A 21,040-nucleotide genomic window follows, 5' to 3' on the forward strand; every position below is an offset into this window, starting at 1 on the left:
ATCATGCGAGGAGTACGCGGCGTGGCGGCCATCGCCGTCCTGGCCCTGTTCACGACCGTCGCCGGTCAGGTACCGGCGGCGGGGGCGCCGAGATCCCCGGCGCCGGCCCCACGGCAGCACGACCCGGCCGTACCGGTGACGCCGGTGAAGCCGAGGGCGGCGGCCCCGGACCCCGCGGCGGCGAAGGCGATGCGGGGCACCCCCAAAGTGACCTGGCCGACGAAGGGTGTCGGAATCGAGGTCCTGGATCGTCCGGCCGGAGAACCCAACACGGCGATGCTGCTGCGATTGCGCCGCACCGATGGGGCGAAGGCTTCGGGCGACGTGTCACTGACTGTGGACTACTCCGGGTTCCGGCAGGCGTACGGCGGCGACTGGGCCAGCCGGCTGCGGCTGGTGCGGCGCTCCGACGGCGTGCCGCTGCCCACCACCAACGACGTGGCGACCGGCACGCTGACCGCGCGGGTCCCGGCCTCCGGCACGGCCGAGACGTTCGCGGTGGCCGCCGGCCCGGCCGGCGCGGGCGGGTCCTTCAAGGCCAACCCCCTGCCGCTGCAGTCCACATGGGACGTGACCGGGCAGACCGGCGAGTTCGCCTGGAGCTATCCGCTCCGGCTGCCGGAGGTGCCCGGCACCCTCGCGCCGCAGCTGGCGATCTCCTACTCGTCGGCGTCGGTGGACGGGCGGACCGCGTCGACGAACAACCAGCCGTCCTGGGTCGGCGAGGGATTCGACCTGGCGACCGGGTACGTCTCGCGGTCGTACAAGGGCTGCAGCGAGGACGCGGGCAACAACGGCTCGGCGCTGACCGGCGACCAGTGCTGGGCGTCGGACAACGCGACGCTGGCGATGGCCGGGCACTCCGGTGAGCTGGTGCGCGACGACGCCACCGGGGTGTGGAAACTGAAGTCCGACGACGGCACGCGCGTCGAGCGGCTGTACGGCCCGGCCAACGGCGACGACGACCACGAGTACTGGAAGGTCACCACCACCGACGGCACGCAGTACTTCTTCGGGCAGCTGCCGCAGACCAACTCGACACAGGTCTCGCCGGTGTTCGGCAACAACACCGGCGAGCCCTGCAACAAGTCCACCTTCGCCGCGTCGTGGTGCCGGCAGGGCTACCAGTGGAACCTCGATCACGTCGTCGACCCGCGCGGCAACGCGATCGTCTACACGTACGCCAAGGAGACCAACTCGTACGGGCTGCTCGCCGGGACGCAGACCGTGAGCTACGACCGGGCGGCGACCCTGCAGCGGATCGACTACGGCCTGCGCGCGGGCGCCGAGTTCGCCGGAACGGCCCCGGCGAGCGTGGTGTTCGCGACCGCGCCGCGCTGCGCTCCGGGCGCCAACTGCGCCGCGCAGACCCCGCAGAGCTATCCGGACACCCCGTTCGACCAGGCCTGCGCGTCGAACTGCCGGACGCAGGCGTCGCCGACGTTCTGGAGCACCGTGCGGCTGGCCGGCATCACCACCCGCGTCGGCGCCACCGACGTCGAGAAGTGGACGCTCGACCAGGACTACCCCGACCCCGGCGACCGGTCGAGCCCGGCGCTGTCGCTGAAGAGCATCGGCCACGCCGGGCTGTACGGCGGGTCGGTGGCCCTGCCGCCGGTGACGTTCAACCGGGAGGCCAAGGCCAACCGGGTCGACGCCGACACCGACGGCCTGCCCGCCATGAACAAGTACCGGGTCATCGCGATCAACAACGAGACGGGCGGCACCACCACCGTCAACTACGCCCCGGCGAACTGCGCGGCCAGGCCGGCCGCCGAGGACACCAACACGCTGCGCTGCTTCCCGGTGTTCTGGGCGCCCGAGGGCGCCCCCGAGATCAAGGACTGGATGCACAAGTACGTGGTGGACAGCATCACCCAGGTCGACAACGTCGGCCGCTCGCCCACCGAGGTGACCTCGTACGAGTACGTCGGCGGCGGCGCGTGGCACTACAACGACGGCGAGCTGATCAAGCCCGAGCGGCGGACCTGGTCGGACTGGCGCGGGTACGGCGCCGTGGTGATCCGCCACGGCGACGCCACCACCGCGCGCAGCGTCACCGAGATGCGCTACTTCCGCGGCATGAACGGCGACCGCCTGAAGACCGGCACCCGCCCGGCCGTCTACGTGGAGGACAGCCAGCACGTCAAGCTGCTCGACGACGACCAGCTCAACGGGGTCGTCCGGGAGGTCACCACCCGCAACGGCGACGGCGGGCCGATCCTCGGCACCACCATCACCGACCCGTGGCAGAGCGACCGGCCCACGGCCCAGCGCGGGTCGCTGAAGGCGTACCTGCTCGACACCCGGGCGGTCACCGACTACACCGCGCTCGACGGCGGGCAGTGGCGGCGCACCCAGGTGGCCCGCGACCACGACGGCGACGGGCAGGTGACCCAGATCGACGACCACGGCGACCTGGACGTCACCGGGGACGAGACCTGCACACGTACGTGGTACGCCGGTGGGCTGACCACGCGGTCGCAGGTCACCGCCACGGCCTGCCCGGCCGGCCCGGCGTACCCGGCCGAGCTGCCCGCCACCGAGGCGACCGCCGTGTCCGACGTGCGCACCTCCTACGACGCGGCGGGCCTGCCCAGCCGGGTCGACCAGCTCGAGGGCGTCGCCGACTACCTAACCGCGACCACCACCACGTACGACTCGTACGGCCGGCCGAAGACGTCCACCGACGCGCTCGGCCGCCGGACCACCTTCGACTACGTGGAGACCGCCGGGCTCACCACCCGGCAGACCATCACGAACAACCTCGGCCACACCACGACCACCGAGCTCAGCCCGGCCTGGGGCGAGGCCACCCGCGCGGTCGACGCGAACAACCGGCGCACCGATGTGGTCTACGACCCGCTCGGCCGGGTGACCGGCGTGTGGCTGCCCGGCCGGTCGAAGGACGCCCTGCAGGGGCCGAACACCCGCTACACGTACAACACCGGCGCCGACCGCACCAACTCGGTGCTGACCGAGGCGCTGCACGCCAACGACAACTACGTCGGCACCTACGTGATTTATGACGGGTTCATGCGCCCCCGGCAGACCCAGGCCCCCGCGTGGGGCGGCGGGCGGGTGCTCACCGACACCGTCTACGACTCGCGCGGCCTGGCGGTGAAGTCCAACAACCCGTACTACGTCGAGGGCGCCCCCTCGGGCACGTTGCAGGGCTTCGGGGACCAGAACATCCCCTCGCAGACGGTGACCACCTTCGACGGCGCCGCGCGACCGCTGACCGTGACCGTCCTGAACAAGAACGTGCCGCAGTGGTCGTCGGTGAGCGGCTACCACGGCGACCACACCGACTTCACCCCGCCGCGCGGCGGCACCGCGACCAGCACGTACGTCGACGCGCGGGGCAACACCACGGCCCTGTACCAGTACCCCGGGACCATCGCGGCCGGTAACCCGGACATCACCCGCTACACGTACGCCAAGGGCGGGCAGCTGGCCACCGTCACCGACCCGGCCGGCAACCAATGGCGGTACGGCTTCGACCTGCTCGGCCGCCGCACCACCGTGCACGACCCGGACGCGGGCGACAGCAGCGTCACGTACGACAAGGGCGGCCAGGTGCTGACGGCGACGGACGGCCGCGGCAAGACCCTGTCCTACGCCTACGACGGCCTCGGCCGCCGCACCGAGGAACGCGACAACGCCACCGGCACGCTGCTGGCCCAGTGGACCTACGACCGGACGCCGTCCACCGCCGGCGACGGCCTTACCGCGATGAAGGGCCTGCCCAGCGGCAGCACCCGATACGACAACGGCAACGCGTACACCACCACCACGGTCGGCTACGATGCCGCCAACCGGCCCACCGGCGTACAGGTGAGCATCCCCGCGGCCGAGGGCAAGCTGGCCGGCACCTACCAGACCAGCGTCACCTACCGTCCCGACGGCAGCCTGGCCTCGACCGGTCTGCCGTCGGCGCCGAACCCCGTCGCCGGCGACCTCGCCGCCGAGACCCTCACCTACGACTACGACAACCTGGGCATGGCCAAGACCCTCAAGGGTGGCGGCGGCTACACCGCCACCTACGTCGCGGCCAGCTCGTACACCCGCTTCGCCGAGCCGGAGCAGTTCGCCTACGGCGCGGCGGGCAAGCAGGTGACCAGCAACTTCTACTACGACGAGACCACCCGCCGGGCGAAGCGGGTGCTGACCAACCGCGATCCGGCCGGCGGTTCCACGGCGCCGTCCGCCGTGGACGACTTCCGGTACGACTACGACCCGGCCGGCAACGTCACCCGGATCGGCGACGAGCCCGACGGCGGCCCGGCCGACATCCAGTGCTTCCAGTACGACCATCTGCGCCGGATGACCGACGCCTGGACGATCGCCGGGGGCACTTGCCCGGCCACGCCCGCGGCGGGCGGCCGACAGCCGTACTGGACCTCCTACATGTACGACAAGACCGGAAACCGCACGTCGGAGACACAGCACGGACTGTCCGATGTGGTCCGCACCTACGAGTACGCGCCCGGCGGGCACACGCTCTCGTCGGTGACCACGGGCGCCCGCACCGACTCGTACGGGTACGACAAGGCCGGCAACACCACCACCCGGCCGGGCCAGACCATCGACTGGGATGTCGCCGGACGGCTGGCATCCGCGCGGACGGCCGCGGGGACGACCACGTTCGTCTACGACGCCGACGGTGCCCGGTTGCTGCGGCGCGAACCGGGCGCGGTCACCCTCTACCTCGGCGACCAGGAGTTCCGCCTCGACACGGCCACCGGCATGCGCACCGGCACCCGGTACTACAGCAACGGCGGCGCCACGGTGGCGATGCGGACCGGCGGCAGCCTGTACTGGCTCGTCGACGACCGGCACGGCACCGCCACCACCCTCGTCGGCTCGGTCGATCTGGCCGTCACCCGGCGCCTGTTCACCCCGTTCGGCGACGTCCGCGGCCCCGCGCCGGACTGGCCCGGCGATCACGGCTTCGTCGACGGCGTCCGCGACGAGACTCTCGGCCTCGTCCAGCTCGGCGCCCGCGAGTACGACCCGGGCACCGGTCGCTTCCTCTCCGCCGACCCGATCGTCGACCCGATGGATCCCCAGCAGCTCAACGGCTACGCGTACGCCAACAACAGCCCGGCCACGTTCAGCGACCCGGACGGGCTGCGGTACATCGTCGACGCCGAGGGCTACGTCTCCATCCCGTCGCTGGCCCACGCCACCGCCGGGCAGATCAAGAAGGCCGCCGCGAAGGCCGCCAAGTTCGCCCGGATCAACAAGCAGATCGCCGACAAGATCAAGCAGCGCAAGGCGAAGGCGGCCAAGGCCAGCGGGCACTCCCAGAAGGAGATCGACGAGGCCCGCCGGGTCAAGAACATGAGCGTGATCGATGTCGTCCTCGAGGTCGGCGGCGACGTCATCAAGGAGTTCCTGCACATCGACGAGATCAAGGGCTGCTTCGGGCAGGGCAACCTCGGCTCCTGCCTCTCGCTGCTGGTCACCGCCGTCCCCTGGGGAAAGATCTTCGAGATCGGCCGGCTGATCGGCGCGGTCAAGAAGGCCTGGTCCGCCGTGAAGGACTTCCTGCGGATCAAGAAGAAGTCCCCGGAGGTCCTCGAGGATGTCGCGGAGGCCGAGGACGAGATCGAGAAGCTGGACGACGTGGTGCCGGGCGGCGGGACGAAGGAGGCGTCCAAACCCGCGGCCGAGAACGCCGAGGGCCACGATGGCGGCGCGGCCGGCGAGGACACCACGAGGAAGGGCCCGGCGACGGCGATCGCCGACGGACTGGAGCGGCCGGGAAAGTACGAGACACACGTCGCGGTGCCATCCAGTCCGGAATCACTACCGGCCGCGCGCGGCCGGGAAACCGACCTGGAGCCCTCAGGCTTCCTCGTCGGCGCCGTGGCGCTCGCGGCGGCGGGGAAGAAGTTCCGGGATTGGTGGCGCGGGAGGAAGTGAGCCGGCCGCCGGTGTTGCGTGATCGCGCAATGAATGTCGTGGATGGCGCGCGCGACCGCAGACGCCGGCGGCGGGGCTGTGCTTCCATCGCTGGGTAACGGAGTCCAACGGGGAGGGTTCTTCGTGACACGGAACAGCAATTCGGGGGTGCTGACCGTCGGGAGAGCGGTGCCGTCGCTGGTCCGCTGGGGTGTCTCGGCCGACGCCGACCTGGTGTACCGCTATCTGGCGAGCTTCGGGCCACGACCGGCCGGCGAGGTCGCGGCCGACCTGGGCCTCGCCGTCCGCAGGGTCCGAGCTGCCCTGGACGAGCTGGACGGCTGCGGCGCGGCCGGCACGGACGGCGTGCGGTGGCGGGCGTCGCCGGTCGACGCGGCGGTGGCCACGCTGCGGCGGCGGGCGTTGCATCCCGCCGCCGCCCCGGCCGGCCGCGCCGACCAGGTGGTGGCCCGGCGGCTCCCGGACCGGGCCGCCACCCGCCGCCGCATCGCGGAGCTGGTGACGGTGGAGCGCGGCGAGCACCTGGCCATGAACCCGGAGCAGACGTTCGGCGCCGAGACTCTGGCGATCGCCACGCCGATGGACACCGAGCTGCTCCGGCGCCGGATCCGGCTGCGGTCGCTGGGCCGCCCGCCCACCGACGGCGACCGGTCCACCCGGCGCGCCGAGGAGTTCGTGCGGCTCGGCGGAGAGTACCGGGAGGCCGCCCGGCTGCCGTACAAACTGATGATTTTCGACCGGCGGGTGGCCCTGATGGCCGTCGATCCCCTCGACCTGGACGGCGGCACCTGGGAGATCGACGAACCCGCGGTGGTCGCCGCGCTGGTCACCCTGTTCGTCCGCCACTGGAGCGGCGCGACGGACCCACGCCGGAAAGGAGTGCCCACCGTCGTGCTCACCCCACGCGAGAAGGCGGTGGTGGCGTTGCTGGCCGAGGGGCACACCGACGCCACCGCGGCGAAATGCCTGGGCATGTCCCAGCGGTCGGTCACTTACCTGCTGCGCGGGGTGATGGATCGGTTCGGCGTGGAGAACCGGTTCCAGCTGGGCCTCGCGCTGGGCGCGACGCACGCGGTCACGCCGCCGGGTCACGCGGGCGAGGCGACAACGGAGGAGAGCGAGCAATGAACGCATTCGTACGAGTCGGAGCGGCGCTGACCGCCGCGGTGGTCGTGCTGGCCGCCCCCACCGCGGCCCGGGCCGACCTGCAGGGATGGGCCCGCATCGCGTGCTCCTCGGGCGCGATCGACCGGGTGAGCGCGGCCGGCGGCATCCTCGAGGTGGACGGTCACGTCGACTGCGCCGCCGACCCGGAGACGCCGAACGCCGCCTTCATGTACGCGCTGTACCGCGACAAGCAGGCGGTGGCGTACTGGTCCACCGTGAACAGCTACGACCTCGCCGGGCCGGCGACGAACTCGATCCGCAAGAGCCTGCCCGCCGGGCAGTTCACCATCTGCCTGGTCACCGACTACACCGTCCGGGTCGCGTGCGACACGGTCAGCCCGGGCCGGGGCGGAACGGTCATCGCGACCCCGCTGCCCACCGACGACTCTCAGGTGAGCCGGGAGGTCCGGGTCTCCGGCCACGACGGCGGGGGCGACCCGGCCTGCGGCACCTGCTGGTAGCGGGCCGTGCTGTCCGTCGGCGTGCTCGGCCCGCTTCAGGTGCGGGTCGGCGAGCGGGCGGTGGAGATCACGACCGGCCGGCTGCGGGCGTTGCTGGCGGTGCTGGCGATGTCGGCCGGGCGTCCCGCGCCCGTGGAACGGCTGGCCACCGCCGTGTGGGGCGAGAATCTGCCCGACGACGCCCGGCGCAGCGTGCGGACGTACGTGACCCGGCTGCGCAGCCTCCTCGGCGGCGACGTCATCGAGACCACTCCCGACGGTTACCTCCTGCACGCCCGGGTCGACGCGCTCAGCTTCGTACGACTGCTGGAATCTTCCACCGCGGAGCCGGAGCGCGCCGCCGTCGCGGAAGCCCTCGCCCTGTGGCGGGGCGCGCCCTTCGAGGGAATCCGCGCGGCGTGGCTCGAGGACGTGGAAGCCCCGCGGCTGGCCGAGCGGCGCCTGGACGCCGTCGAGCGGCGCATCGAGCTCGACCTGGCCGCCGGCCGGCCGGGCGACCTGGTCGGCGAGCTGCGCGACCTGACCGCCCGGCATCCACTCCGCGAGACGTTCTGGGCCCAGCTCATGGTCGCGCTGTACCGCTCGGGACGGCAGGTCGAAGCGCTCGCCACCTACCAGCGGCTCTACCGCCTGCTGGCCGACGAGGCCGGCGTCGAGCCGGGCCCCGGCGTGCAGCGCCTGCACCGGCGGATGATCCGCGCGGACCCCACGCTGCATCAGGCCCGCCACACTCCGGCCGCCGCGCCCGTGCCCCAGCAGCTACCGGCCGGCGTCGCCGGCTTCACCGGCCAGCAGCGCGGCCTCGATCGCCTCGACCGCCTCCTGGAACACACCGGCGACGCGGCGGCCGTCGCCGTGGTCACCGGGGGAGCGGGTACGGGCAAGACCGCGCTCGCCGTGCACTGGGCACATCGGTTCGCGCACCGATTCCCCGACGGCCAGCTGTATCTCGACCTGCGCGGCGCCGGCCCGTCCGGCCCGGCGCTGGCGCCGGACGAGGGCCTTCGCGCGCTGATCGAAGCGTTCGGCGTTCCCCCGGCGCGCGTCCCCGGGCAGCCGGACGCCCAGGTCGGCCTGTACCGCAGCCTGCTGGCCGGCAAGCGCGTGCTGGTCCTGCTCGACAACGCCGCCGACGCCGGCCAGGCGCGCCCGCTGCTGCCCGGCGCGCCCGGATGCGCCGGCCTGGTCACCAGCCGCCACCAGTTGCCCGGCCTGGTCGCCGAGGGCGCCTGCCCGGTGACGCCGGAGCCGCTCGACGCCGGCGAGGCCCGCGATCTGCTGGCCGCCCGCCTGGGCGCCGCGCGGCTGGACGCCGAGCCCGACGCCACCGACCGCATCGTCGCGTGGTGCGCCGGGCTTCCGTTGGCACTGGCCCTGGTCGCCGGCCGGGCGGCCACCCAGCCGCAATCCGCCCTCGCCGCCGTGGCCGACGAGCTCCGGGAGACCGGCGGCGACACGGCTACCGACCTGCGCTCGGTGTTCTCCTGGTCGTACGCCGCCGTGACTCCCGCCGCAAGGCGGCTGTTCCGGATGCTCAGCGCCCACCCCGGCCCCGACATCGCCCTGGCCGCCGCGGCCGGCCTGGCCGGCCTGCCGGCGCCCCAGGCACGCCCGGCCCTGCGCGAACTGTGCCAGGCCCACCTGCTGACCGAGCACGCGCCCGGCCGGTACGCCCTGCACGATCTCCTGCGGGCCTACGCCGCGGAGCTGTTCCAGGAACAGGACGGCGAGGGCGACCGCCACGCCGCCGAACGCCGGATCCTCGACCACTACCGAAGCACCGCCGGCGCGGCGGCCCAGCTGATCGAGGCGGAACAGGACACGGTCGCCGGCCGCGACCAGGCCTTGGCCTGGTTCGACGCCGAGCTGTCGCCGATCCTCGGCGCCGTGGCCCTGGCCCGAGCCCTCGGCCGCGACGACGACGCCGGCGAGCTCGCCAGGTCGCTGGCCGACTACCTGCAGTGGCAGTAACCGCCCGAGCCGGCTAGCCGGTCACGTCGCCGCGTCGGGAGCGGCGCAGGAGCCAGCCGGCGATCGGGATCACGATCAGGGTGCCGATGATGGCACTCAGGATCCCGCCCCAGTCGAAGATGTCGTCGTCGCCGATGCCGAAGCCGACGGTGAAGATGAGGTAGCCGACGAGGGCGCCGGCCAGCCCGAGCCCGATCGAGACCAGCCAGGACGTGGGGCCGCTCATCTTGCGGAACGCGTCGCCCGGCATGAGGACCCGGGCGATCACACCGGCGACGAACCCGAGCAGCAGTGCTCCGACCATGGCAGAACCTCCCGTTCGCGGGGCGACCCTCGACCCATCCTGGTCCGGCCGGCCGCCGACCACCTCACCCGTGGCGGGTGAACGGCTCGGGGAGCAGCTTGCGGAGCAGGTGGTCGAGGGTCTGGCGCTCCTCGGGGGTGAGCGGGGCCAGCAGGTCGGTCTCGTCGCGGTTCTCGGCCTTCGCGTGTTCCTCGAAGGCGGCGTGGCCGGCGTCGGTGAGGCGCACCTCGACGCGGCGGCGGTCGCCGGTGTCGTGGGTGCGCTCGATCAGGCCGGCCTCCTCGAGCGGGGCCAGCCGGTTGGAGAGCGCGCCGCGGGTGAGGCCCATCTCGTCGGCGAGCCGGGACGGGCTGGTCGCGTAGGGCGGGCCGAGCCGGCGCAGGGTGAGCAGGATCTTGAACTGCCAGAGCTTGAAGCCGCTGCCGGCGAGGGCGCGCTCGCGGGACTGCTTGAGATAGCGGGACGCCATCCCGAGCCGCACGGTGATCGCCTCGGTGAGCGGGTCCAGCCAGTCCAGCTCCCGGGTCCAGGTCTCGAGATGCCGATCGATCGACTCCTCCACGCGTACCCCTCAGAGTAGTTTTCTTGTGGATAGTTTTTCAAAAAACTACCGTCGGCGCCATGACGAAACTCGTGGACGAGGTTATGGCGGCGGCGCTCGAGCTTTCCCACGGCGGACGGTGGGAGCGCGCGCTCGCGTTGCTGGACGCCGCGCCGCAGGAGGCCGGGATCGCCCTGGCGGCGGCCGAGGTGGCGCTGGACCGGGACTGGTGGGTCGGCACCGGCACGGCGGGGGAGCGGCTGGTGGCCGCCGAGAAAGCCGGCGCCGGGGGGTGGGCGCTCGACTTCCTGCGGCTGCGCAACGACTATCTCCAGCTGATCCATCCGGTGGGCGGGAACTTCCAGCCGGGGCCGTGGGGAAAGGACCCGGACGCCATCGACGGCCTCGAGCGCCGGGGCGAGGGGCTGCGGCAGACCGCGCCCGGCCAGGTCGAAGGCGGCTGGGCCGAGATGTACCTGGGGCTGATCGCCGACAACCTGCGGGCCGACCGGGAGGCGGCGCCGGCCCACTACGAGGCTGCCCTCGCCGCCGGGGCCGGACGTGACGACCTGCTCGCCCGGGAGGCGCTACGGCACCTCGGCGACCACGATCACGACAACGGCGACCAGGCGCTCGCGCTGGACCGCTGGCAGCGGGCCACCGCGCTGGGCGCGGGCGCCGGCCGGGTGACGGGGACGCTCTCGCAGCAGTTGCTGCTGGCCGTGCTCGCCCGCGACGCCGGCGACGAGGCGGGGGCGGTCGCCCTGGCCGCCGAGGTGCGGCGCTGGGCGGACGCACTCGGCGCGATCCGGATCCGCGACAACGCGGCCGGCTTCCTCGCCGGGGTCGACCCGACGGCGGCGCCGGAAGAAGCGGTGGCCTGACAGCTCAAGCACGGCCGCCCGCTGCCGATCGGACCGTTCCCCTGACCGCGGAGGCCGGCCCTTGAGCTTCGCCCGCTATGGCACCCGACTTGCCGGGTTCGCCGTGCTCTACCTGCTCGCCCTGTTCGTGGGCTCGGCGGCCGGCGGCGTCGTCTGGCCGGCCGCGGCCGTCGGCGCGATCTGGCTGGTCGCGCAGGCGGGGTACGGCCCCCGCCGCTTCGACGTCCTCGCGATGATGGTGCTGTCCGCGCTGGTTCCCATGAACGACGACCTGCTGGCCGGGGTGGCGCAGGCGGTGCCGCAGGTCGTGCCGGCCGTGCTGTTCGCCTGGCTGCTCGACCGGTGGCTGCCCGGCTACTGGCGGGGGCATGGCGACCGGTTCCGCCGCCGCGAGACCACGCTCGCCCGGCTGGCCGGCGCGGCGGCGTCGGCGGCCGCGGCCGGCGCGGTGCTGCAGAGCGTCGCCCTGATCGCGGATCTCGACGCGGCCGCCGCCGGTTACGCGCTGGTGCGCGACACGGTCACCGTCTTTGCGGGGGTGATGCTGACCCGCCTCCTCAACCAGCGATTCGGCAAGCGCCCGTCGGCCAGGCAGCCGTCCGCCAAGCCGCGTCTCACCGTCGTCCGTTAGCGCCGCACCTACGGGGCAGCGTTCAGCAGATCCACGGCGCTGTGCTGGCAGCTGTGGTTGGTGCCGCGGAACGGTCCCGCCCAGTGCGAGCCGTAGAAGTCGAGGCTGTCGCGGCCGTTGGCGTAGGCGCTGTCGGCGTTGCGCCGCAGGTAGGCGTCGTAGGCCCCGCCCGTTGCCGCGTTCAGCACCCCCAGCCCGCGGATGGCGGCGCCCTTGAAGGACACGCCGTCGCCGCCGCAGGCATCCGGCTCGTTGGGTTCGCGCAGGATCCCGTTCGGCGACAGGTAGCCACTGGTGGTCATCGCGTCGCCGATCCGGCGCGCGGTCGCGAGCGCGGCGGCGTCACCCGTCAGGCGATTCAGCTCGACCAGCGCATTGATCAAAGCCCCTTGGTTGTACGTCCAGGTCACGTCGCCGTTGTTCTTGCAGGTGGACAGGTTGACCCCGTCGTTGACCAGGTTGCCGCTGTTGAGCATGCCGGTGCTCTGGAACCACGCCCATCCCGCCTGCGCCCGCTGACGGTAGACCGTGTCGCCCGCGATGCGGCGGCTGAGCGCGGCGTTGAGGTGGATGTAGAGGCTGTTCGGGATGGCGTTCTTCACGGTCCGGGCGGTGTTCCAGTAGACGCCGCCGCCGCAGCGGGTGTCCCAGTAGCTGTACATCCAGTCGGCGTCGGCGCGGGCCGTGTTGAGGTACCGGCTGTCGCCGGTCAGGTCGTAGGCGGCCACCCAGGCCAGGCCCCACCATCCGGTGTCGTCGAGGTACTCGTTGCGGAACTGGCCCTGGTGGGTGCCGACCTGCTTGTCGTACGTGCTCGCGATGGCGTACCGGTAGCTGTTCATGCCGCTGCGCTGGATGTTGTTGATGATCGCGGTCAGCGCGTTGGCGCCGGTCCACCAGCCATTGGTGTCGAACAGTCCGGTGGTGCGGTCGAAGCGCATCATCAGCGCCGTGGCGGCGGCGGTGCGCCGGTCCCAGGCGTTCCAGGTGCTGCGCGTCCAGGCCGTGCAGACGATCTCCGGCCGGTCGCCGGCCTTCCCGCAGGCGCGCAGCGCTCCGACACCGGTGCTTCCCCAGTCGTCGACGTTGAACTGTCCGGTACGACGGCTGTTCGCGCCGGAGGGGATCGTCCCGTCGCCGAGCTTCGAGCCACCGGCCCACGTCTGGCCGCCGTCGAACGACCGGTCGAGCCAGACCTCGTCGCCGGCCGAGCCGTTCTCGACCGAACCCCAGGCCATCGCGTCGGTGTCGTTGACGTGCACCTTGAAGACGCGGCCGTACAGGCCCGCGGTCACCGGCACGCGATCCGCGGGCGCGAGCGCCGCGTCGCGCCCGTCGCAATACTTGTTACAGATGGCGGCCGTGACGGCCCGCGCCGCCGAGCCGGGGCTCACCTGGGGGGAGACGGCCGCCGCGATAGCCAGGACCGCAGCGGAGGCCGGGAGCGAAACCCACGTCGTCATGAAGTTAACAAAGCTTCTATATTGGCGGTTGTCAATGAAATGTGCCCGCAAGGCCCGCCCTGATGTACAAGTGGGCCCATGGAGATTCTCGAGCGGCTGGCGGGCGCGTCCCGGATCGGGCTGGGGCTGGCGGCGGTCGGCCGCCCGGCCTACATCAATCTCGGGCGCGCCGCGGATCTCCCTACCGAACGGTCGGTAGGGGCGCTGCGCACGCGCGCTCACGAGCTTCTCGATCAGGCGTACGCGTCAGGTGTCCGGTACTTCGACGTCGCCCGCTCCTACGGCCGCGCCGAGGAGTTCCTGGCCCAGTGGCTGCAGGCCCGGCCGGACGCCGGCGATGTCGTCGTCGGCAGCAAGTGGGGCTACACCTACACGGCCGGGTGGCGCATGGATGCCGAGGTGAACGAGGCCAAGGACCACAGCGTCGCCACCTTCGACCGGCAGCTCGGCGAGACCCGGGCCCTGCTCGGCGACCGCCTCGCCCTCTACCAGATCCACTCGGTCACCCCCGAGAGCCCCGCGCTGCGCGACGCGGCCCTGCACAGCCGCCTCGCCGCCCTCGCCGCGCAGGGCGTCGTGGTCGGGCTGTCGACCAGCGGCCCCGCACAGGCCGAGGCGATCCGGGCCGCGCTCGGCGTACAGGTCGGCGGGCAGCCGCTGTTCCGCAGCGTGCAGGCCACCTGGAATCTGCTGGAGCCCAGCGCCGGCCCGGCACTCGCCGAGGCCCACGACGCGGGGTGCATGGTGATCGTGAAGGAGGCCCTCGCCAACGGGCGCCTGGCCGATCAGCCGGGCGACGCCGTCTCGCTCGCCGCGGCGCTGCATCAACCCTGGGCGACCATCGTCCTCTCCGGGGCCGCGACCGCCGGCCAGCTGACCTCGAACCTGCGCGCCGAGCAGATCACCGCCGGGTGGCCGGACGACCTGGCGGTGCCGGCCGGGCAGTACTGGCAGGAGCGCTCACGCCTGCCGTGGAGCTGAGGCCCGGGGAAGCAGCAGCTCGACGCCGTTCGCCTCGAGGGCGTCGCGCAGGTCGGGCGGCGGCGCCGTGTCGGTGATCAGGTAGTCGGCGGCGCCGAGCTCGGACACCTGGGCGAACAGGCGGCGGCCGAACTTCGACGAGTCGGCGAGGATCGCCACCCGGGCGGCCCGCGAGATCATCTCTTGCATCATCGCGGCCTCGGCGAGGTTGCTCGTCGTGTAGCCGGCCTCGGCCGCGACCGCGCCGACGCCGATCAGCGCCAGGTCGCAGCTGATGTCGAGATCGGCGCCGGTGTTGGCGCGGAAGCTGACCGGGCCGATGGTGGCCAGGGTGAGCGCGCGCACCGCGCCGCCGAAGATGTAGATGTCGCGGACGGCCGTGGCCGGCAGCGCGCCCGGCACCAGCAGGTTGTTGGTCGCCACCGTCAGGTCGCGGTGCTGGCCGAGGCTGCGGGCCAGCGCGAGGGTGGTCGTGCCGCCGTTGATCATGATGGTCGAGCCGTCCTGGACCAGTGCCGCGGCCAGCGCCGCGATCTTCTCCTTCTCCTGTTCCTGCACGGTGAGCCGCTGGTCGACCGCGCGGTCGGTGGTGCGGGAGACGGTGGAGAGGCTGACGGCGCCGCCGTACGTGCGCACGAGGATGCCCTCGGCGGCCAGCTGATCGAGGTCGCGGCGCACGGTGTCGATCGAGACACCGAAGCGCTCGGCCAGCTCGCCCACCGTGACCTGGCCGGTGTCGGCGACGTACGTGGCCAGCTGGGCCTTACGCCCGGCGGGCAGGTGGCGCTGCCGGTCGTCCCTGTCAACGGTCACTGAGTCCCCCTTGTCAGTGCGGCAGTATGCCACAAATGCGTGTCCATGGAGCACATCGCTGCGGAGAGCAGCGAAGAGCCGCAAGGATGGGCAGGGCCGGTTCGCCCTGTTCAGAGCGAACCTGCATGTCTTCTGCAAGCAATAGTATGCCGTACTCCGCAGTTTTCTGCTGTTCTTGTCTTGTTCGAATCGGTAACACGCTGCTAACGTGGCGCCAACACGGCAGAGAACAGAAAGATCTCGATATAGAAGGAGCCACCATGGCGGTTCGTGCAACCCGGCTGAAGCGAGTGATAGGGGCGGTGACGGCGGCCGCGACGGTCGCGTTCGTGGCGGCGTGCGGCGGTGGCGACTCGGGCGACGCGGCCTCGGGCGGCGACGTCACGCTGGAGTTCGCCCAGTGGTGGGGGGCCGAGCTTCCGGCCGGGGAGTTCGACAAGATCGTCAGCGATTTCACGGCACAGAACCCGAACATCAAGATCAAGCTGCTGAGCGCGCCGTACGCTTCGACCAAGCAGCAGCTGATCACCGGCGCCGCCTCGAAGACCCTGCCCGACGTGGTGGGCCTCGACGGCGCCTGGGTCAACGACTTCGCCAAGCAGGGCGCGATCACCGATCTGTCCAAGCTGATGACCGACGCGAGCTACGACACCAGTCAGCTCGCCAGCCAGGTGCAGCTCGAGGGCAAGACGTACATGATCCCGGTGGTCAACTTCGTCTATCCGCTCTTCGTCAACAAAGACCTGCTCGCCAAGGCCGGCGTCGCGAAGGTGCCGGCCACGCGCACCGAGTTCCTCGACGCGGCCAAGAAGATCAGCGCCTCCGGCGGCGACGTGAAGGGATGGGCGCTCCCGCTCGACACCGCGGTGCCCAACGGCATCCAGAACGACGTCATGTCCTGGTTGTGGGCGTCCGGCGGCAGCATGCTGCAGGACGGCAAGCCCAACCTGCAGAGCGCTCCGGTCAAGAGCACGGTCGAGTACGTGAAGAGCCTCAACGACGCGGGCGTCATCGCACCCGGCTTGCTCACCATGAAAGAGCAGGACAAGGTCGAGAAGTTCACCAACGGCCAGGTCGGCATGATGATCGACTCGCTCGCGCACATCAACCTGATCAAGAAGAGCAAGCCGGATCTGAAGTTCGAGGTGGCGGCCCTGCCGGCCGAGGACGGCTACACCGGCAAGCGCGGCATCCCGTACGCGTCCTGGGGAATCGGCATCTCCAACTCGACGAAGCACAAGGCCGAGGCGTTCAAGTTCGTGTCCTACCTGATGAGCCAGGAGACCAACGCGAAGCTGAGCACGATCGCCAACGGCTTCCCCGGCAACAAGAACGCCAAGCCCGACTTCAGCGGCAGCGACCCGCTGTTCAAGACCGCCTTCGACATCTACCAGCAGGGCTTCCCGGCCAACGAGTTCGTCGGCCTGCCCAAGTCCGAAGACCTCATGCGCAGCTTCGACGAGCAGCTCCAGCTCGTGCTGACCGGTAAGGCGAGTGTCGACGACGCCCTCGCCAAGTCCCAGGCTTCCTGGTCCGAGGTGATCGGTTAGTCCGCCCGGGCGCCGCGCCTTCACCAGGCGCGGCGCCCGACCCAAGGAGACAGCGATGACATCCCTGATCGCCTCGAAGACCGCCCCGCCGGTCGCGCAGGCGGCGCCGCCGAAGAAGAAGACGCTGGTCCGGCGCCTGATCCCGTACGGCTATCTGTCCCCCACGGTGGTTCTGATCGTGGTCCTGATGGTGGTTCCCATCGTCATGGTGATCAGCTACTCGTTCCGGGACAACGTGATCGTCCAGGAGAACTCGGTGTTCGTCGGGTTCGCCAACTACACCAAGGTGCTCACCGACCCCGACTTCCTGGCCGCGCTGAAGAACACGGCCGTCTTCATCTCGGTCAGCACGGTGGCCCACCTGGTGCTCGGCCTGGCCTTCGCGATGATGCTCAACACCCAGCTGCTGAGCGGGGTCACCAAGGCCATCTTCCGGATCGTCTACATCCTGCCCTGGCTGTTCACGATCGCGGTGATCGCCGTGATCTGGCGGCTGCTGTTCGACCCGTCCGGCGTCGTCAACTACGTGCTGCACACGCTGGGTCTCATCCAGCAGGGCGTGAACTGGCTCGGTGACCCGGGCACGGCGCTCTGGGCGGTCACGTTCATCAACATCTGGTCGGGCTACCCGTTCTTCATGATCAGCCTGCTGGCCGGGCTGCAGGGCATTCCCGGCGAGCTGTACGAGGCGGCCGGCGTGGACGGGGCGAACTGGCTCCAGCGGTTCCGGCACGTGACGCTGCCCCAGCTGCGCCCAGTGATCATCAGCATGGCGGTGCTCGACCTGATCTGGACCTCGCAGCAGTTCGCCTTGATCTGGCTGACCACCGGCGGCGGGCCGCTGAACACCACCGAGATGCTCAGCACCTACACCTACAAACAGGCCTTCAGCGAGTACGAGTTCTCGACCGCCGCCGCGGCAGCCGCGATCGTGCTCCTGCTGACGATGGTCCTGGCGTTCTTCTACGTACGCCAGCAAAGGGAGCGGTGAGACGCATGGCCACCATGAAGACCCGTCGCACCCTCGCCAAGACCGGCGTCATCACCGGACTGGTCATCGGCGGGCTGTTCGCCGGCCTGCCGGTCCTGTGGATGCTGTCCACCTCGTTCAAGGGCAACGGGGACGTCTTCCAGAACCCGCCACGGCTGATCACCAAGACCTTCTCGTTCGACGCCTACCGCGAGATCCTCGGCAGCTCCACCCAGCTGCGGTTCTTCCTCAACAGCTACATCGTCGCCATCGGGGTGACCATCCTGACGCTGCTGGTGGGACTCCTGGCCGGGTTCGCGTTCAGCCGCTTCACGTTCCCGTTCCAGAAGACCATCAACGCCGTGATCGTCAGCGTCCAGGCCGTGCCGCCGATCACGCTCGTCATTCCGTACTTCGGGCTCGTCGTCGCGCTCGGGCTGTACAACACCTATGCCGGCCTGATCCTCACGCACATGGTGTTCACCCTGCCGTACGCGATCATCATGATCACCGCGTACCTGAACACGCTGCCCCGCGAGCTGGACGAGTCCGTCAAGGTCGACGGCGGCACCAGCTGGACCGCGCTGTGGCGGATCCTGGTGCCGATCTCGGTGCCCGGCCTCATCGCGGTCGGGGTCTACACGTTCATGATCTCGTGGAACGAGTACCTGTTCGCGCTCACGCTGACCCGCACCGACGACATGCGCACCGTGCCGATCGGCATTCAGCTGCTCATGGGCCAGCACTCGTACGAGTGGAACCAGATGATGGCGATGAGCATCCTCGGCTCCATTCCCGTGCTCGTCCTCTTCCTGCTCTTCCAGAAGCGGTTCATCGGCGGGCTCACCGCCGGCGCCGTGAAGGCCTGACCCCCCGTTTTTGTCGCGAAGGAGAAAACACCGTAATGCTGACGACCGGCAAGGCGATCCTGGACGTCGCCAACGAACACAGCTTCGCCGTGCCCGCCTTCAACATCAGCGACTGGGCGATGTTCAAGGGCATCGTGGAGATCAGCGAGGAGACGGACGCGCCCCTGATCGTCGCCATCCACCCCGACGAGGTCAGCCACATCGGCCCCGAGATGATCGCCGGCATCGTCGCGCGGTCGCACCGGTCGACCGTGCCGATCGCGATCCACTGGGACCACGGCGCCGCCTACGAGGAGGTTCTGCAGGCGATCCAGTACGGCTTCACGTCCGTGATGATCGACGGCTCGCTGAAGCCGTTCGAGGAGAACGTCGCGATCACCAAGAAGGTCACCGGCTCGGCGCACGTTCTCGGCGTGTCGGTGGAGGGCGAGCTCGGCACGATCGGCGGCAACGACAGCTACGCCGAGGCCGGCGCCGCCGAGATCATCTACACCGACCCCGACGACGCGGTCACCTTCGTCGAGCAGACCGGCGTGGACAGCCTCGCGATCGCGATCGGCACGTTCCACGGCTTCTATCCCGCCCACCTCAAGCCCGAGCTGAGGCTCGACCTCCTCAAAGAGATCAAGAGCCGGGTACGGATCCCGCTGGTGCTGCACGGCGGCTCCGGCAACCCCGACGACGAGATCCGCGAGGCCGCCCGGACCGGCATCAACAAGATCAATATCTCGACCGACATCAAGGTCGCCTACCACAACAAGATGCGCGAGGTGCTCGGCAACGATCCGAAGGTGCGCGAGCCCAACGCCATCCAGCCCGCCTGCATCGACGCCATGAAGGTGGTCGCCGCCCAGAAGATCGAGCTGTTCGGCGCCGCCGGCAAGGGCTCGCTCTACTGATATGGCCACAGCTTCCCGCGTCCTGCTGGGCCTCGGCGGTTGCGTCGACTACGAGCTCAAGCTGACCGCCGGCGTCCTTTCGTCGCTGGCCTTCGAGTACGGCGTCGTCGCCGGCGAGCTGACGTCGCCGGCCGTGGTGGCCAACGAGCGGGACCTGGTGGTGTCGATCCTCGGGTACGTGGCGCGGGGCGCGGGCGGCGAGCACTTCGTCGCCTCCGCCCCGGCGCTGTCGGCCTTCGCGAGCAGATTCCCCCATCGAGAGACCCTGGGCGGCACGTCGGTGCGGGCCGGGATCCTGATGAGCCGGCTCGGCGTGCCGTCGACGCTGCATCTGGTCACCGTCAACGACACCTTCCGCCGGCTGCTGCCGGCGGACACCGAGCACATCAACAGCGGCGTCGAGGACACCTTCTATCCACACCTGATCGTTCAGTACGACCGGGGCCTGCGGATCCGATCGGGCGACATCGACATCGAGGCGCCGTCCCCCAACCGCCTGATCTACGTCAACGACCCGGCGAACGGCGACATGCTGCTCACCGAGGACCTCGGCGCCCGTCTGTCCCGTGCCGAGGTCTTCCTGATCTCCGGGTTCAACGCCATGCGCGACAAGGCCGAGCTCGACGCGCGCCTCGCATCCTTGACACAGCACATGCGCCGGCTGCCGCCTGGCGCGGTGACCTACTTCGAGGACGCGGCCTACCACGAGCCCGCCTTCAGTCGCCGGGTCCGCGAGGCCCTGCTCGGCCAGATCGACGTGTACGGGCTGAACGAGGACGAGCTCCAGTCGTACTTGGGCCGGCAGGTCGACCTGCTCGACCCGGACGAGGTCGCGGCGGCGCTCACCGCGGCGCAGGCGCTCATCCCGGTGCCGACCCTGGTGCTGCACACGAAGTACTGGGCGGTGGCGCTCGGCGCGGGCGGGTACGCCGAGGCCCTCGACACCGGCACCGTCATGGCCGCCACCCGCTACTGCCACGGCGACGACTTCACCGGCGAGGACGTCGAGCGCCTGCGCCGGCAACCGCGGCGACCCGAGTCTGTCGCGTTTGTCGCGGCGCTGCGCTCGCGGATGGACTCTTGCCTGGGCCAGACTGTCGAGGGCGTTCCCGGCTTCGCGCTCGACGTCGAGAACCCCACCACCGTCGGCCTCGGCGACACGTTCGTCGGCGGCTTCCTCGCCGAGCTGGCGCTGAAAGGACACGGATGACCGTCGAGGCATTGCCCGCCAACCAGCCCGAGACGTTCTACCGGGGCGCCGGCCGGATCGCCGAGTTCCGCAACGTTCCGGCGCTGCCCGACCGCCCCGAAGACTGGGTGGGCTCGACCACGAGCCGGTTCGATCTCGCGCCGTCCGGGCTGTCGGCGCTGGCCGACGGGCGGCTGCTGGTCTCCGCCATCGAGGACGACCCGCAATACTGGCTCGGGCCCCGGCGCAAAGACACCGGGATCCTGGTGAAACTGCTCGACGCCGGCCAGCGCCTGCCCCTGCACGTCCATCCGGATCGCCGATTCGCAACGTCGCACCTGGCCTCGCCGTACGGGAAGACGGAAGCGTGGGTGATCGTCTCGGCGCGGTCGGACGCGTACGTGCATCTGGGGTTC

16 protein-coding genes are annotated in these 21,040 nt (G+C 70.9%); 12 read left to right on the forward strand and 4 right to left on the reverse strand.

Features of this window, described 5'->3' with window-relative positions:
* The first annotated feature begins 3 nt into the window (after window positions 1-3).
* The 4 genes from ACIA5D_RS05885 to ACIA5D_RS05900 all read left to right on the forward strand — a co-directional run bounded on the left by ACIA5D_RS05885 (window position 4) and on the right by ACIA5D_RS05900 (window position 9,530).
* A complete protein-coding gene (locus ACIA5D_RS05885) occupies window positions 4-5,931 on the forward strand; it encodes an RHS repeat-associated core domain-containing protein (protein WP_396028716.1) in 5,928 nt (1,975 codons plus the stop codon).
* Between the two features lie 123 nt (window positions 5,932-6,054).
* Window positions 6,055-7,059, forward strand: coding sequence for a LuxR C-terminal-related transcriptional regulator (locus tag ACIA5D_RS05890; RefSeq protein WP_396028717.1), 1,005 nt, complete (start codon window positions 6,055-6,057; stop codon window positions 7,057-7,059).
* Entirely contained in the window at window positions 7,056-7,559 is a 504-nt protein-coding gene (locus ACIA5D_RS05895; protein WP_396028718.1) for a hypothetical protein, read from the forward strand. Before ACIA5D_RS05890 ends, ACIA5D_RS05895 begins: the two co-directional genes overlap by 4 nt.
* Window positions 7,560-7,565: 6 nt before the next feature.
* The gene (locus ACIA5D_RS05900; protein ID WP_396028719.1) at window positions 7,566-9,530 is read left to right on the forward strand and encodes a BTAD domain-containing putative transcriptional regulator; all 1,965 of its coding nucleotides are present in this window, start codon (window positions 7,566-7,568) and stop codon (window positions 9,528-9,530) included.
* 13 nt (window positions 9,531-9,543) lie between these two features.
* On the opposite strand, the gene ACIA5D_RS05905 is transcribed toward ACIA5D_RS05900, so the two are convergent.
* Both ACIA5D_RS05905 and ACIA5D_RS05910 read right to left on the reverse strand, forming a co-directional pair.
* Window positions 9,544-9,834, reverse strand: coding sequence for a GlsB/YeaQ/YmgE family stress response membrane protein (locus ACIA5D_RS05905; RefSeq protein ID WP_396028720.1), 291 nt, complete (start codon window positions 9,832-9,834; stop codon window positions 9,544-9,546).
* Between the two features lie 64 nt (window positions 9,835-9,898).
* A complete protein-coding gene (locus ACIA5D_RS05910; RefSeq protein WP_396028721.1) occupies window positions 9,899-10,396 on the reverse strand; it encodes a MarR family winged helix-turn-helix transcriptional regulator in 498 nt (165 codons plus the stop codon).
* A 59-nt stretch (window positions 10,397-10,455) separates the two neighbouring features.
* Between ACIA5D_RS05910 and ACIA5D_RS05915 the strand changes: the two genes are divergently transcribed.
* Window positions 10,456-11,259: a hypothetical protein gene (locus ACIA5D_RS05915; RefSeq protein ID WP_396028722.1), complete on the forward strand. Its 804-nt coding sequence runs from the start codon at window positions 10,456-10,458 to the stop codon at window positions 11,257-11,259.
* Window positions 11,260-11,320: 61 nt separating this feature from the next.
* Complete coding sequence (locus ACIA5D_RS05920) at window positions 11,321-11,890, forward strand: hypothetical protein (RefSeq protein ID WP_396028723.1); 570 nt, start codon at window positions 11,321-11,323, stop codon at window positions 11,888-11,890.
* An 8-nt stretch (window positions 11,891-11,898) separates the two neighbouring features.
* On the opposite strand, the gene ACIA5D_RS05925 is transcribed toward ACIA5D_RS05920, so the two are convergent.
* The gene (locus tag ACIA5D_RS05925; protein ID WP_396028724.1) at window positions 11,899-13,353 is read right to left on the reverse strand and encodes a glycoside hydrolase family 76 protein; all 1,455 of its coding nucleotides are present in this window, start codon (window positions 13,351-13,353) and stop codon (window positions 11,899-11,901) included.
* A gap of 78 nt (window positions 13,354-13,431) precedes the next feature.
* Here ACIA5D_RS05925 and ACIA5D_RS05930 point away from each other — a divergent pair, with 78 nt between their 5' ends.
* On the forward strand, window positions 13,432-14,334 hold the full coding sequence (locus tag ACIA5D_RS05930; protein ID WP_396028725.1) for an aldo/keto reductase: 903 nt from the start codon (window positions 13,432-13,434) through the stop codon (window positions 14,332-14,334).
* Here the strand turns inward: ACIA5D_RS05930 and ACIA5D_RS05935 are convergent.
* The gene (locus ACIA5D_RS05935; RefSeq protein ID WP_396028726.1) at window positions 14,314-15,147 is read right to left on the reverse strand and encodes a DeoR/GlpR family DNA-binding transcription regulator; all 834 of its coding nucleotides are present in this window, start codon (window positions 15,145-15,147) and stop codon (window positions 14,314-14,316) included. The two genes, ACIA5D_RS05930 and ACIA5D_RS05935, sit on opposite strands and share 21 nt — an antisense overlap.
* A gap of 260 nt (window positions 15,148-15,407) precedes the next feature.
* On the opposite strand from ACIA5D_RS05935, the gene ACIA5D_RS05940 reads away from it, so the two are divergent.
* Genes ACIA5D_RS05940 through ACIA5D_RS05960 form a run of 5 tightly spaced genes read left to right on the forward strand, consistent with a single transcriptional unit; the run spans window position 15,408 to window position 20,645 of the window.
* A complete protein-coding gene (locus ACIA5D_RS05940) occupies window positions 15,408-16,697 on the forward strand; it encodes an ABC transporter substrate-binding protein (RefSeq protein ID WP_396028727.1) in 1,290 nt (429 codons plus the stop codon).
* Window positions 16,698-16,752: 55 nt separating this feature from the next.
* Complete coding sequence (locus ACIA5D_RS05945) at window positions 16,753-17,688, forward strand: carbohydrate ABC transporter permease (RefSeq protein WP_396028728.1); 936 nt, start codon at window positions 16,753-16,755, stop codon at window positions 17,686-17,688.
* A 5-nt stretch (window positions 17,689-17,693) separates the two neighbouring features.
* Complete coding sequence (locus ACIA5D_RS05950) at window positions 17,694-18,536, forward strand: carbohydrate ABC transporter permease (RefSeq protein WP_396028729.1); 843 nt, start codon at window positions 17,694-17,696, stop codon at window positions 18,534-18,536.
* A gap of 35 nt (window positions 18,537-18,571) precedes the next feature.
* Complete coding sequence (locus ACIA5D_RS05955; protein WP_396028730.1) at window positions 18,572-19,435, forward strand: ketose-bisphosphate aldolase; 864 nt, start codon at window positions 18,572-18,574, stop codon at window positions 19,433-19,435.
* Between the two features lies 1 nt (window position 19,436).
* On the forward strand, window positions 19,437-20,645 hold the full coding sequence (locus ACIA5D_RS05960; protein WP_396028731.1) for an ADP-dependent glucokinase/phosphofructokinase: 1,209 nt from the start codon (window positions 19,437-19,439) through the stop codon (window positions 20,643-20,645).
* The last annotated feature ends 395 nt before the right edge of the window (window positions 20,646-21,040 follow it).

The sequence above is a fragment of the Actinoplanes sp. NPDC051513 genome (assembly GCF_044454685.1).
GTDB lineage: Bacteria > Actinomycetota > Actinomycetes > Mycobacteriales > Micromonosporaceae > Actinoplanes.